The sequence below is a fragment of the Aquabacterium commune genome, from assembly GCF_004362855.1.
Lineage (GTDB): Bacteria > Pseudomonadota > Gammaproteobacteria > Burkholderiales > Burkholderiaceae_C > Aquabacterium > Aquabacterium commune.
In genome coordinates this window covers 242,444-256,621 of sequence record NZ_SNXW01000004.1, presented here as the reverse complement: position 1 = coordinate 256,621, position 14,178 = coordinate 242,444, and the positions used below count along the sequence as shown (strand labels likewise).

The following is a 14,178-nucleotide window of genomic DNA, read 5'->3' as shown; positions in this document are numbered from 1 at the left end:
AATGCGGGGCTTGAGTGAAGCCGCACGGCCCCATGGACCCGAACCCTCTGAACGAACTGTTCTCTGCCGCCGGCCCGCTGGCCCGCGCCTTCGATGGCTACTGCGAACGCCGCGAGCAAATCGAGATGGCGCAGGCCGTGCAGGCGGCCATCCGCGATGCCCGCACCGTGGTGCTGGAAGCCGGCACCGGCGTGGGCAAGACCGCTGCCTACCTCGTGCCCGCGCTGATCGAGGGCGGCAAGGTCATCGTGTCCACAGGCACCAAGGCCCTGCAAGACCAGCTCTTCCACCGCGACCTGCCCGCCGTGCGCGACGCCCTGGGCGTGCCCGTCAAGGTCGCGCTGCTCAAAGGCCGCAGCAACTACCTGTGCTGGCACCACCTCGACCGCACCAACCAGGACGCCACCCTGCTGGGCAGCAAGCAAGAGGTGCGCGACCTCAGCCTCATCAACCGGTTCGCCCCCTTGAGCGTCACCGGCGACAAGGCCGAGTGCCCCACCGTGCCCGAACACGCCGCCATCTGGGCGCGCGTGACGTCCACCCGCGAGAACTGCCTGGGCAGCGACTGTCCGCGCTTCGCCGACTGTTTCGTCGTCAAGGCCCGCCGCGAAGCGCAAGACGCCGATGTCGTCGTGGTCAACCACCACCTGTTCTTCGCCGACCTGATGCTGCGCGAAGAAGGCGTGCCCGAGCTGTTGCCCAACGCCCAGACCATCGTTTTCGACGAAGCCCACCAGCTGCCCGACACGGCCACGCTGTTCTTCGGGGAGTCGGTGTCCACCGCCCAGGTGCTGGACCTCGTGCGCGACACGCTCGCCATTGGTCAGGCCCAGGCCCGCGACGCTGCGCAGTGGAACGAGCTGCTGGCGCCGGTCGAGCGCGCCGCCCGCGACCTGCGCCTGTGCTTCGGACCGCAAACGCAGCGCACAGCCCTGCCCCAACTGGGCGAAGGCCACCTGCTGCGCCCCACGGTGGACCAACTGCAAGAAGCCCTGTACACCCTGCGCGAGGTGCTGGACCACCAGTCCGAACGCGGGCCCGACCTCGCCAACCTGCTGCGCCGCACCGAGCAGCTCATACAGCGCCTGGCCGCCTGGGGCGCGCCCGAGCGGGCCCATGAGCCTGAGCTGTGCTGGGTGGACGTCGGCAGCCACGGGGTTCAGTTGCACCGCACGCCGATCTCCGTGGCCGATGTGTTCCGCCGGCAACGGCTGGGCTTGGGTGCGCAAACCAACGCCCACACCACGGTCGAAGACGCCACCCACGAAGCCGAAATGGTGCAGGCCTTCGCCGCCACCGACGATGGCGATTCGGCAGACGATGGCAGCGATGACCTCCAGGCGCTCATGGCCGGTGGCGACGGTGCCGCGCACGCCGGACATGCCTCCGCGACAAACAACACCGATGCCGACGAGGACACCGACATCGCCCCGCCACCGCGCCGTGCCTGGGTGTTCACCTCGGCCACGCTGGCCGTCAAGAACGACTTCAGCCACTTCACCGAGGCCCTGGGCCTGGAAGATGCCGAATGCGCAGCCTGGTCCAGCCCTTACGACTACCCGGCCCAGGCCATGCTGTACGTGCCGCAGGGCCTGCCCCTGCCCTCGGACGCCGGCCACACCGAGGCCGTGGTCGATGCCGCCCTGCCCCTGATCCGAGCCAACCGCGGGCGCACCTTCGTGCTGTGCACCAGCCTGCGCGCCGTGGCCCGCGCGGCCGACCGCCTCAAGCAAATCTTCCAGGAAGCCGGAGACCCCTTCCCCGTGCTGCAGCAAGGCGATGCGCCCCGCCCCACCCTGCTCGACGACTTCCGCCGCGCCGGCAACGCCGTGCTGGTGGGCAGCCACAGCTTCTGGGAAGGCATCGACGTCAAGGGCGATGCGCTCACGCTGGTCGTCATCGACAAGCTGCCCTTCGCGCCGCCCGATGACCCGGTGCTGGCCAAGCGCCTGGAGCTGCTGGGCCAGTCCGGCGGCAATCCGTTCATGCAGCACCAGGTGCCGCAGGCCATCATCGCGCTCAAGCAGGGCGCGGGCCGACTCATCCGCTCGGAGACCGACCATGGCGTGCTCATGATCTGCGACACCCGCCTGATCGACAAGCCTTATGGCCGCCGCATCTGGCAGAGCCTGCCGCCCATGAAGCGCACGCGTTCGCAAGACGAGGTCGTGGCCTTCCTGGCCACGCTCTGACGCCGGCGCGCCGGCTCACACTTCCAGGTTGTCGATCAGGCGCGTGTTGCCGATCTTCGCGGCCACCAGCGTGACCAGCGGCGTGGCACTCAGGCCCGCGGCCAGCTCTTCGGGCGTGGCCGGGTGCAGGTCTTTCTGGCGGCGCACCATGACGTAGTCCGGCGCCCAGCCGCGCTGGCGCAGCTCGGCCATGGCGGCGTCCTCCCACTGCTGCAGCAAGGCCGGCGTCAGGACCTGGGCTGCACGCGCCTGGGTCTGGATGCCACGCAGCAGGCGGATCAGGGTCAGCGCTTCCTCGCGTTCGGCATCGCTCAGGTAGCCGTTGCGCGAGGACAGGGCCAGGCCCGCCTCGGAACGCGAGGTCTCACCCCCGACGATCTCGATGGGCAAAGCCATCTGCGCCACCATGCGGCGGATCACCATGAGCTGCTGGTAGTCCTTCTTGCCGAAGACGGCCACGCGCGGCTGCACGATGTTGAAGAGCTTGTGCACCACGGTGCAGACGCCCGTGAAGAAGCCCGGGCGGAAGGCGCCTTCGAGCAGGTTGGCCAACTCGTCGGGTGGCTGCACCTTGTAGCCCTGCGGCTCGGGGTAGAGCTCGGCTTCATCGGGCGCAAAGAGGATGTCGCAGCCCGCGCCGGCCAGCAGCTCGGCGTCGCGCGTCAGGGTGCGCGGGTAACGGTCGAAATCTTCGTGGGGCCCGAACTGCAATCGGTTGACGAAGATGCTGGTCACCACTGGGCTGCCACTGCCGGCCACCAGCGCGCGGGCCTGGCGGATCAGGGTCAGGTGACCTTCGTGGAGGTTGCCCATGGTGGGCACGAAGGCCGGACGCGATGGGGCCTGGGCCAGCTCGGCGCGCAGCTCGGCGAGGGTGTGGATGGTTTTCATGGTGATCTCGGCGCGTTCATTCGGCGCGTTCAGTAGCCGTGCAGCGCTTCGTCAGGGAAGCTGCCGTCCTTGACGGCGGCCACATAGCGGCGCACGGCGTCTTCGGCCGAGCCGCCTTCCGCGGTGAAGTTGCGCACGAAGCGGGGCAGTTTGCCGCGGGTGAAGTTGAGCATGTCGTGCAGCACCAGCACCTGGCCGGCCGTGGCCGCGCCCGCGCCAATGCCGATCGTCATCATGCCGGGGTTGTCGGCCTGCACCTGCGTGGCCACGGCCGAGGGCATGAGCTCCAGCACCATCATGGCGGCACCGGCTTCGGCCAGCTCGCGGGCGTGCTTGCGCAGGGTGTCGGCACCGGCGGCGTCGCGGCCCTGGATGCGGTAGCCGCCCAGCGCGTGCACGCTCTGCGGGGTCAGGCCCAGGTGGGCGCACACGGGGATGCCGCGCTCGGTCAGGAAGTGCACGGTCTCGGCCGTCCAGCCGCCGCCTTCGAGCTTGACCATGTGGGCACCGGCCCGCATCAGGGCCACGCTGCTGCGCAGGGCCTGCTCGCGGCCTTCCTGGTAGCTGCCAAAGGGCAGGTCGCCCACGACCCAGGCCGTGCGGTTGCCACGCACCACGCAGCGGGTGTGATAAACCATCTCGTCCAGGGTGACGGGCACCGTGCTGCTTTGGCCCTGCACGATCATGCCGAGTGAATCGCCCACGAGGATGCTGTCCACGCCGGCGTCATCGACCAGGCGGGCGAAGGTGGCGTCGTAGGCCGTCACCATGGCGATTTTCTCGCGCTGGGCGTGCATTTCGCGCAGGCGGTGCAGGGTGATGGATTTGCGGGCAGCGGGTGCGGTGGCGGCGGTCATGGGTGATCAGGGTCCTCAGCTTGGCGCTTGCGCATCCCGAGCCCAGGCACCGTGCCGGGGAGGATCAGAAGCCGCCAGAAGTCGCGCTGATTCTAGGGTGTCCCGCGCCAACAGGCACAGGCCCCGTCACCTCGCCCTGCAGATCACCCCGTCATCAATCGGCCTTGTTCAGCCCGCGCAACATCCAAGAGGCGGCGCGGTAGGTGTGCGACTTGAGCTGGTCGTGCATCGCGCTCTTGCCAACCGGGCGTGGCGCCAAGCCGACCTTGGCCATCCCAGGCCTCATCGCATGGTTGAACAGCAGCGCGCGCACGCGGTGCGCCGTCTCGCGGTGGTTGAAGAACACCGACAGCGAAACCGACACATCCTGCGGCCCGTTCTTGACATGGTGGCCCGCAACGAAGGGGATGTGCAAGGCATCGCCCGCTTCGAGCTGGAACGGTGTGCCAAGTGTCTGGCTGCCCGGCTTCCAGGCGGGGCCTTTTTCGTCGGCCATGCGGCGCTCGGCCTCGTGCGGCGCGACCACGCGCTCGTCCCAGGGCGGGAACACCGTGACGGTCTTGCTGCCGCTGACTTGCATCAGGAAGTTGGAGAAGCGGTCGATGTGGAAAGGCGTGACGCTGTTGGGCGACGACACGAACAGGTAGAGCTTGGGGTTGACGATCCGGTTGCCCCAGCCCCGACGCTGGACCAGCACCTGGAGGTCGTTGACCAGGTCCCGCTGGAAATCCGCGAAGGACGGGTCCACCTCGGGCTGGCGCACCATGATGTAGGAATCCACCGTGCGCATGTTCTCGATCGTCTGCGTGATCGACAAACCGTTGGGATGGTCCACAGGGGCCGAGTCGAAGTCGTCACCCGTCTGCAGCAACCCCTTGGAGTAGTGGACGTGGGCCTTGGGCAATGAAGGGATGAAGCGGCAGAGGTTGTCCAGAGACAGCGTGGGGTGCCCCTGGAACTGGTGCTTCAGCTTGAACGCGAGCTTGTCTTGCAGCTCAAAATGATCGCCATCTTCAAAACACTTCAACATCTGCTTGCTCCAGGGCGCGTGCCGTGGAGACTGGCCGACGCTTCGAGACAGATACTAAACCTTTATGTTTATTTGAAGCCCAGAAAACAGCATCAAACCGTGCTCAACACACAGCAAACACAACCTTAAATGGTCATGCGCCTGCGTGACTGCTCAAGCGGGGTGATATGCCAGGCGCACGTAGATCGGCGCGAAGGCCTCGGCCTGGGTGATCTCGATGAGCCGCTCTCGGGCCAATTCGAGCATGGCGATGAAGGTCACGACCAGCACCTGCGAGCCGCGGGTCACGTCGAACAGGCCTTCGAACTCGACGAAGCGCTGACCCTGCAAGGCGCGCAGGACGATGCCCATGTGCTCGCGCACCGAGAGCTCTTCGCGGCTGATGGTGTGGTGGGTGTGCAGGCGGGCGCGCTGCAGGATGTCCATCCAGGCTTCGCGCAAGTCGGCCACCGTGACCTCGGGGTGATGCACGACGATGGACGGGTCGCTGTGGGCCTCGACGCGCAGGAAGTCGCGGCCCAGCAAGGGCAGGCGGTCCAGGCCGGCCGCGGCCAGCTTCATCTGCTCGTACTCGATGAGGCGGCGCACCAGCTCGGCGCGCGGGTCTTCGGGCTCGGCGCCATCGTCCGTCTTCTTGGGCGGCAGCAGCATGCGAGATTTGATCTCGATGAGCATGGCCGCCATCAGCAGGTACTCGGAGGCCAGCTCCAGGTTGCTTTTGCGGATCTGATCGACGTAGGCCAGGTACTGGCGCGTGAGGTCGGCCAGCGGGATGTCGAGGATGTTGAAGTTCTGCTTGCGGATCAGGTAGAGCAGCAAGTCGAGCGGGCCCTGGAAGGCCTCCAGGAAGACCTCCAGCGCGTCCGGCGGGATGTAGAGGTCGGTGGGCAGGTTGAACAGCGGCTCACCGTAGAGCCGCGCCACCGCCACGTGGTCCACGACCTGGGGCAACGCGGGCGCACCCGCGACGGCCAGCGCCTGCAGCGCGGCATCACCGTCGCTCAGCACCTCGGGGTTCACCGCGCAGCCTCGGGCAGGACTCAGCCCTTGGTCTGATAGACGTAGGGCTTCTGGGGCACGCGGGCTTCGCTGAATTCCTGCTGGGCGGCGCGGTCTTGCGCGCGGTCCCACAGCAGGGAGCGACCTTCGCGCTGGCGGGCTTCCAGCTGGGGGTCACGCTGCTTGAGGCTGTCGATGAACTGCGTCGCGTCGGACTTGTACGGTTTCCAGAAGAGCGGCATGGTGCGTCCAGGGTCAAGGAAGAGTCAACCCGCCATTTTAGCCGGCACGCGCCGCCACGCGGGAGAATGTCGCCCATGCAAGAAATCGAGCTGAAATTCCAGATCCCGGCCGAAGCGCTGGAAACCGTGCGCGCCGAGCTGGCAAGGCTGGCGCCCGACCAGGCCTTGCCACCCCCGCTGATCCTGCAGGCGGCCTACTTCGACACGCCCGACCGCCGCCTGGCGCAGGCGCGCTCGGCCCTGCGCGTGCGCCGCGAGGGCGACGAATGGGTGCAGACGCTCAAGGCCGCGGGCAGCCACACCATGGTCCGCGTGGAAGACAACCGGGCGACCCAGCCACCACCTGCAGGCCAGCCCCTGTCGCCCCGCCTGAGCCTGCATGCGGGAGGCCCGGCCGAGGCCGCCTTGCGACTGTCCCTGGCCTGGCAGCCCGAGCAGGATGCGGACGGCGCGCAGTGCGGCCTGGTGCAGCTCTATGCCACCGACATGCGCCGCACCCGCGTGCAACTGGCGGTCGGCATCGGCACCCTGCACGAGGGCGTGGTCGAACTGGCCCTGGACGAGGGCGCCATCCTGGCTGGCACCGGCGCTGACCAACGCAGCGTGCCGGTGCGCGAACTGGAAATCGAGCTGATCAGCGGCCACCCGCAGGCCGTCATCGACGCGGGGCGCGACTGGGTGCAGCGCTTCGGCCTCTGGTTGGACACCCAGACCAAGGCCCACCGCGGCGACCGCCTGGCGCGCTGGGCCGTCGATGGCGATGCCCGCGCCGCGCTGCCCGAGTCCTTCTCGCCCCGCCCTGCCCGCCTGCCGGCCACTGGCCTGGCCTCTCTCAGTGCCGAAGCCGCCTGGCGCACCGGCGTGGAAGCCTGCCTGGCCCACATCACCGCGCACATCAGCGAGCTGGCCGGCCTGCCCGAGGGTGACCTGGCCGCAGCGGCGCCGGTGGCTTACCAGTGGCGCCGAGGCCTGCGCCGCCTGCGCGCGCTGGGCCGCTTCGTGGCGGACACCCAGGCCCACGGTGCGCCGCTGAACCTCTCGCCTGTGGCGCACCTGTCGCTGCAAGCCGCCTGCGCGCATGCCGCCGTGCTGGCGCGGCAGCTCGGCCATTGGCGCGACCAGGACGCGCTGGCCTGGATCCCGCGCAAGCTGCAGCAACTGGGCCTGCCCGCGCTGCCGGTGCCCACCCCGCCTGCGCCCGCCGACCTGTCCGCATCGCCGGTGGCAGCGGCGCGGAGCACACAAGCCACCGAGCTGTGCCTGCAGGTGCTGACGGCCTTGCTGGCCGGAGGGGGGGACCTGACCGAGGTGACCGAGGTGACCGAGGTGACCGATGTGGCCAAGGTGGCCCAGGGGCCTGAAGCCGCGCCACTCAGCGCACACGCCTGGCTGTCCGACGGATTGCGCCGCTGGCATGCCCACTGCGCACGCACGGCCCGCCGCTTCGACGACCTCGGGCCGCGCCGCGCCCACCGTCTGCGCCGGCGTGCACGCCAGTTGCGCGACGTGCTCGACCTGTTCGCCCCGCTGTGGCCACAGGCCGAGGGCAAGCATGCGCACGAGGCCAGGGCGCGCCACGCCCATGCCCTCGCCAAAGCCCTGGACGCCCTCGGGGCGCTGCAAGACGAAACCGTGGCCCTGGCACGCTACCGGGCTGTGCTCGCGCAGGACATCCGCGCGCAAGCGGCCTGCACCTGGCTGCAGGGACGGTGCAAGCCCTTGCGCAAGCAAGCGCAGCGCGCACTGCGCCGCTGGCTCACACACAGCGCGCCGTGGTGAGCTGAAACACACCCAGGCCCGCGCAATCTCAGCGGATGCGCATGCCTGGCTGGGCGCCGGCCAGCGGCTCCAGCACGTAGATGCCGGGCGTGCCCTTCTCATCGGCGTGCGAGGCGGCCAGCACCATGCCCTCGCTGACGCCGAACTTCATCTTGCGCGGCGCCAGGTTGGCCACCATGACGGTGTGCTTGCCGATCAGGTCTTCGGGCTGGTAGGCCTCTTTGATGCCGCTGAACACGTTGCGCGTGCGCCCCTCGCCCACGTCCAGCGTCAGGCGCAACAGCTTGGTGCTGCCTTCCACATGCTCGGCGTTGACGATCTTGGCCACGCGCAGATCGATCTTGGTGAAATCGTCGATGGTGATGGTGGGAGCGATGTCCTCGCCACCGGGCTTGGGGGCTTCGACGACCGGCGCAGGCGGCGCCTCGAACAGCGCGTCCAGCATCTTCGGGTCCACGCGCTGCATCAGGTGCTGGTAGCTGCCGATGGTGTGGGCGCCCAGCAGCACATCGGCATCGGCGAAGGTCAATGGCGCGGTCTGCAGGAAGGCCTCGACGTGGGCCACCAAGGCCGGCAACACGGGCTTGAGGTAGATGCTCAACAGGCGGAAGGCCTCGATGCCGACGGTGCAGACCTCCTGCAGGCGGGCGTCCTGGCCTTCGAGCTTGGCCAGCTCCCAGGGCTTGTTGGCATCGACATACTCGTTGACGCGGTCGGCCAGCAGCATGATCTCGCGCAGCACCTTGCCCAGTTCGCGCGCCTCGTACAGCTCGGTGATGCCGGTGCGGCCGGCCTGCAGTGTGCTCAGCAAGGTGCGGCCATCTTCGCCCAGGGTGGCGGTCAACTGGCCGCCAAAGCGCTTGGCGATGAAGCCCGCGGCGCGGCTGGCGATGTTGATGTACTTGCCCACCAGGTCGCTGTTGACGCGGGCGGTGAAGTCGTCGCGGTTGAAGTCCACGTCTTCCACGTTGGCGTTGAGCTTGGCCGCGATGTAGTAGCGCAGCCATTCGGGGTTCATGCCGATGCTCAGGTACTTCAGCGGGTCCAGGCCGGTGCCGCGGCTCTTGGACATCTTCTCGCCGTTGTTGACGGTCATGAAGCCGTGCACGTTGACTTGGGTTGGCAGCTTGCGGCCACTGAACTTCAGCATCGCGGGCCAGAACAGGGTGTGGAAGTAGGTGATGTCCTTGCCGATGAAGTGCACCTGCTCCACGGCTGGGTCGGCCATGAAGTCCTCGAAGCTGCGCGCTTCGCCGTACTTCTGCAGCGGGCCGCCGGCGGTGAAATAACTTTTGAGCGAGGCCAGGTAGCCGATGGGCGCGTCCAGCCACACATAAAAATACTTGCCCGGTGCGTCGGGGATCTCGATGCCGAAGTACGGTGCGTCGCGGCTGATGTCCCAGTCGCCCAAGCCGCCTTCGCCGTTCTCGTCCTTGGTGAACCACTCCTTGATCTTCTTGGCCACGCCCGCGTTCAGTTTGCCGTCCTGCGTCCAGCTTTCCAGAAACTCGAAGCAACGCGGGTCGGACAACTTGAAGAAATGGTGGTCGGAGGTCTTCAGCACCGGCGTGGCACCGCTGAGCGCCGAGTACGGGTTCTTCAGCTCCGTGGGCGCATAGACCGCGCCGCAGACCTCGCAGGAATCGCCGTACTGGTCTTTCGCGCCGCACTTCGGGCACTCGCCCTTCACGAAGCGGTCGGCGAGGAACATGCCTTTCTCTGGGTCGAACATCTGCTCGACCGGGCGCACGGTGATCAGGCCCTCGGCCTTGAGCGCGCGGTAGATGGACTGCGCCAGTTCGTGGTTTTCGGGGCTGTCGGTGCTGGACCAGTGGTCGAAGCTGATGTGGAAGCCGTCCAGGTAGGGCTTGCGGCCCGCGGCGATGTCGGCCACGAACTGCTGCGGCGTCTTGCCCACCTTCTGCGCCGCGATCATGATGGGCGCGCCATGGGCATCGTCCGCGCCCACGAAGTGCACCTGGTGGCCCTGCATGCGCTGGAACCGCACCCAGATGTCGGCCTGGATGTACTCCATGATGTGGCCGATGTGGAAGTGGCCATTGGCGTAAGGCAGCGCGGTGGTGACGAAAAGCTGGCGGGGCATGGTGTGGGGAGTCCGGGGTGGCCGCAGGGCAAACCGCGATTTTAGGCTGGCGGCGCCGGCGCCACACGCCTTTGGGGGGCATCGGGGCGGGCCCTGTCGTGCGCGGAGGCGTTCCCGGCTAGACTGAACGGTTACAAAGACGCACATCCAAGGCGCACCTTTCGATGCGCCCCACCTCCCGCCGTACCGCATGAACGCCGCCACTCCCGCCTCCATCGCAGCCCAACATGCCCAGAGCGCCCTCAGCGGGGTCCTCGACCCGCTCACCGGCAAAGACTGGGTGTCCACCCGCCAGCTCAAGCACCTCTCGGTGGCCAACGGCGTGGCGCAGGTGGACATCGCCTTGGGCTACCCCGCGCGCTCGCAATGGCCGGCCTACACCGCGCTGGTGCAAGCCGCCCTGCAAGGCCTGGACGGCATCGAGCGCGTCGAGGTGAACTGGTCCACCCAGGTCGTGGCCCACCAGGCCATGCGCGGCCAGGCCCTGCTGCCCGGCGCCAAAAACATCGTGGCCGTGGCCTCCGGCAAAGGCGGTGTGGGCAAAAGCACCACCGCCGTCAACCTGGCCCTGGCCCTGGCGGCCGAAGGCGCCACGGTGGGCATGCTCGACGCCGACATCTACGGCCCCAGCCAGCCGATGATGATGGGCGTGAGCGGCAAGCCTGACAGCCCGGATGGCAAGACCATCACCCCGCCGGTCAACCACGGCCTGCAGATGATGTCGATTGGCCTGCTGATCGACGGTGAGGCCCCCGCCATCTGGCGCGGTCCGATGGCCACCCAGGCCTTCGACCAGATGCTGCGCCTGAGCAACTGGGGCGCCCCCGGCGCGCCGCTCGACTACCTCATCGTGGACCTGCCGCCCGGCACCGGCGACGTGCACCTCAGCATCAGCCAGCGCGCACCGCTCACCGCTGCCATCATCGTCACCACGCCGCAAGACATCGCCCTGCTGGACGCCAAGAAGGGCCTGCAGATGTTCGAGAAGGTCAGCGTGCCCGTGCTGGGCATCGTCGAGAACATGGCCACCTACCACTGCCCGAACTGCGGCCACGAAGCTCACATCTTCGGCCAGCATGGCGGCGAGCGCCTGGCTGAAGCGTGTGGCGTGCCGCTGCTGGGCTCGATGCCGCTGGACCTGGGCATCCGCGAACAGGCCGACAGCGGCCGCCCCACGCTGGTGGCGGCACCCGACAGCAAAGTTGCGGGCCTCTACCGCGAGATGGCGCGCAAGCTGGGCGCCGGCCTGGCACTGCTGCCCAAGGACCACAGCGGCAAGATGCCGGGCGTGTCCGTGCAGCCCAAGCCCCAGGCCGACTGAGCCCCCTTCACGCCGCCATCGCCATCTGCCGTCCTCGCCTGCCGCCCTCGCAACCCCATGGCCCCCACTTCCCCGCTGCACACCGACGACGCCTGGTTCGACCTCGTGCCCATGGCCCTGATCGAGTTCAACGAGCACGGCCGCGTCCTGCGCAGCAACTCGGCCCTCAGCGCCTTGCTGGGCTATGCCACACCGGCCGGCAGCAGGCTGTCGGACTGCCCCCAGGCCCTGCAGCGCCTGTGCAGTTGGGACGCGCCCCTGACGCTGCTGGCCCTCGGTCCGGAAGACGGCCCCTTGCAAAGCCAGGTGCCCCAAGCCCGCCCAGGCCAGGCACCGGCCACGCTGCGCAGCCAGATCTGGACCCACGCCCAGGTCAACCCGGAGCAGGCCCGCCGCTTCCTGTGTGCCATCCGCGAAAGCCTGGACGCCCCTTCGGCCCTGGGCGCCCGCGGCATCACCTCGGACGCCGACGCCGCGCCCGTGCCCGACCAGGCCCAGCTGCTGCACGAGTTGTCCACCATCCTGGAAAGCACGCCCTCCGGCATCGCCTACCTGCGCGACGACGTGCTGGTGCGCTGCAACCGCCGCTTCGAGCGCATGCTGGGCTTGTCGTCGGGCAGCATGGTCGGGCAGAAGCTCTCCGAGCTGCTCGCCATGGACCCGCGCATCGACCGCGCCGTGACCGAATCGGCAGTGCAGGTGCAAAGGCACGGCCAGTTCGAGACCGAGCTGGAAATCGTCCTGCCCGGCCACGCCACGCGCTGGTACGCCCTGTCGGTGCGCCGCATCGGCACCTCGGTGGACCCGCTCGAAGTCATCGCCGTGCTCTCGGACATCACCCGCATCCGTGCCCAGCAGGTCGAGCTCGACGCCCTGGGCCGCGACCGCAACCTGATGTTCTCGCTGTCGGGCGTGGGCATCGCCTTCGTGCGCGACGGCCACATCCAGAGCGCCAACCCGGCCCTGTCCGACCTGATCGGCGAATCCGACGCCGACCTCACCGGTCGCGACCTCAGCACGCTGTATGCCAGCGAGGTGGACCTCAACACCGACGCCGACGTCAACAGCGTGCTGCGCAGCCTGGGCCACTGGCAAGGCGAGCGGGCCCTGCGCATCACCCGCACCGGCCTGCCGCTGTGGGCCGAAGTCGCCATGCGCCTGGTCAACCCATTGCGCCCGGAGGAAGGTTTCATCGCGTCTTTCGTGAACGTCGATGACCGCCACCGCGCCGAGTGGAACCTGACGATGCAGGCCGACCGCACCCGCGCCATCCTCGATTCGGTCTTCGTCGGCATCGTCACCATCGACGTGCACGGCATCGCCTGGATGAACCGCTCCGCGCGCCGCATGTTCGCCGGCGATCTGGCCGATTTCGTGGGCCAGCCGCTGAGCACCGTCGCCACGCCCGACCTCGACCACCCCTTCCGCCTGACCGACTACCTCGACGAGCTGCAAGACGGCCAGTCCCACACCTTCGAGTGCCAGGTCATGGGCCGCGACGGCCGCGTCTTCTGGGTGGTGGGCAATGCCGTGGTCACGCTGGACGAGCTCGGTCAGCGCCAGGCCACCTACGCCCTGCTGGACATCGACCGCCGCCGCCAGGCAGAGGCCGATTCCGCGGAAGCGCAAGCCACGCTGCAGCGCATCATCAAGATGGCGCCCATGGGCATTCAGCTCATCGACGCCCACGAACTCACCCTGCTGCAAGCCAACGAAGCCGCAGCTCCCTTCCTGGGCACGGACGTGCTCAAGGCGCTGAGCCAGCCGCCCGAGGGCATTTACCCTTCGGACCGCGCCCGCCTGATGCGCGCCGACATGCAAAGCGCCCTGGACAAGGGCAAGCCCCTGCACCGCGAGCACAGCGTGCCCGGCCGCAATGGCCTGCAGATCTGGGACATCAACTACCTGCCGCTGGCCGCCGAGGGCGAGGTGGCCGACCAGCTCTTGCTGGTGGCTTCCGACATCACCGAGCAACGCGCGGCCGAACAGGCGCGACTGGAAGCCGCCATCGCCCAGCGCGAGATGCTGGTGCGCGAGGTGCACCACCGCATCAAGAACAACCTCCAGGGCGTGGCCGGCCTGCTGCAGCAGATCGCCGCGCGCAAGCCCGAGGTGGCCTCGGCGATTTCGGAAGTGGTTGGGCAGGTGCAGGCCATCGCGCAGGTCTATGGCCTGCAGGTGGGCGCGGGCGGACCGCTGCGATTGAAATCCGTGGTCGAGGCCATTTCCCTGTCCGTGCAGCGCACCTTCGGGCGCGCCATCCAACTGGCCGTCGAAGGCAACCTGGCCGGCGACTGGCAGCTGCCCGAGGCCGAGTCCATCCCCATCGCGCTCAGCCTCAACGAGCTGCTGACCAACGCGCACAAGCACGGCGTCGGCATGCAGGCGCTGCGCTGCGTCATGGCGGCCAACGAGCAAGGCGTGCGCATCGACATCCTCAGCCCGGGGCGTTTGCCAGAAGGTTTCAGCCTGGACCGCGTGCCCGGCGGCGTCTCCGGGCTGGGCCTGGTGCGCGCGCTGTTGCCACGCCGCAGCGCCAAGCTGAGCATCCAGCAAGATGGCGACGACGTGCTCACCCGCATCGAGCTGATCCCGCCTGGCATCACCCTGCTGCCCCCCCCGGTGGCGCCCATGACCGGCGAACCCGCGGGCCACCAGATCACGCTGTGGCCCCAATGAGGGGGTTTTGCTGGTGAACGACTCGCAGTAAACTGCACCATTCGGCGGCACATTTGAACGTTCGCCGCAGCAACACAGGCCCCG

At 68.4% G+C, this 14,178-nt stretch carries 10 protein-coding genes; 4 read left to right on the top strand and 6 right to left on the bottom strand.

Annotated features, from left to right (window positions below):
• The first annotated feature begins 32 nt into the window (after positions 1-32).
• Positions 33-2,192 (top strand): ATP-dependent DNA helicase, encoded by a 2,160-nt coding sequence (locus EV672_RS18825; protein ID WP_243738608.1) that lies wholly within the window; start codon positions 33-35, stop codon positions 2,190-2,192.
• Between the two features lie 15 nt (positions 2,193-2,207).
• Here the strand turns inward: EV672_RS18825 and panC are convergent, their stop codons facing one another.
• The 5 genes from panC to EV672_RS09470 form a co-directional block, all read right to left on the bottom strand.
• A complete protein-coding gene (panC, locus tag EV672_RS09490; protein WP_133608605.1) occupies positions 2,208-3,083 on the bottom strand; it encodes a pantoate--beta-alanine ligase in 876 nt (291 codons plus the stop codon).
• A 29-nt stretch (positions 3,084-3,112) separates the two neighbouring features.
• Positions 3,113-3,940, bottom strand: a complete 828-nt coding sequence (gene panB, locus EV672_RS09485) for a 3-methyl-2-oxobutanoate hydroxymethyltransferase (protein WP_133608604.1) — start codon at positions 3,938-3,940, stop codon at positions 3,113-3,115.
• 154 nt (positions 3,941-4,094) lie between these two features.
• Positions 4,095-4,970 (bottom strand): lysine-specific demethylase, encoded by an 876-nt coding sequence (locus tag EV672_RS09480; RefSeq protein ID WP_133608602.1) that lies wholly within the window; start codon positions 4,968-4,970, stop codon positions 4,095-4,097.
• 153 nt (positions 4,971-5,123) lie between these two features.
• The gene (locus tag EV672_RS09475) at positions 5,124-5,975 is read right to left on the bottom strand and encodes a segregation and condensation protein A (protein WP_133608696.1); all 852 of its coding nucleotides are present in this window, start codon (positions 5,973-5,975) and stop codon (positions 5,124-5,126) included.
• Between the two features lie 35 nt (positions 5,976-6,010).
• The gene (locus tag EV672_RS09470; RefSeq protein ID WP_133608600.1) at positions 6,011-6,211 is read right to left on the bottom strand and encodes a DUF3460 family protein; all 201 of its coding nucleotides are present in this window, start codon (positions 6,209-6,211) and stop codon (positions 6,011-6,013) included.
• A 75-nt stretch (positions 6,212-6,286) separates the two neighbouring features.
• Here EV672_RS09470 and EV672_RS09465 point away from each other — a divergent pair, with 75 nt between their 5' ends.
• Complete coding sequence (locus EV672_RS09465) at positions 6,287-7,990, top strand: CYTH domain-containing protein (RefSeq protein ID WP_166643518.1); 1,704 nt, start codon at positions 6,287-6,289, stop codon at positions 7,988-7,990.
• A gap of 28 nt (positions 7,991-8,018) precedes the next feature.
• Here EV672_RS09465 and metG read toward each other — a convergent pair whose 3' ends face one another.
• Positions 8,019-10,094, bottom strand: a complete 2,076-nt coding sequence (gene metG, locus EV672_RS09460) for a methionine--tRNA ligase (protein WP_133608596.1) — start codon at positions 10,092-10,094, stop codon at positions 8,019-8,021.
• 190 nt (positions 10,095-10,284) lie between these two features.
• Here metG and apbC point away from each other — a divergent pair, with 190 nt between their 5' ends.
• Entirely contained in the window at positions 10,285-11,415 is a 1,131-nt protein-coding gene (apbC, locus tag EV672_RS09455) for an iron-sulfur cluster carrier protein ApbC (RefSeq protein WP_133608594.1), read from the top strand.
• Between the two features lie 57 nt (positions 11,416-11,472).
• Positions 11,473-14,094: a PAS domain-containing sensor histidine kinase gene (locus EV672_RS09450; protein ID WP_133608592.1), complete on the top strand. Its 2,622-nt coding sequence runs from the start codon at positions 11,473-11,475 to the stop codon at positions 14,092-14,094.
• The last annotated feature ends 84 nt before the right edge of the window (positions 14,095-14,178 follow it).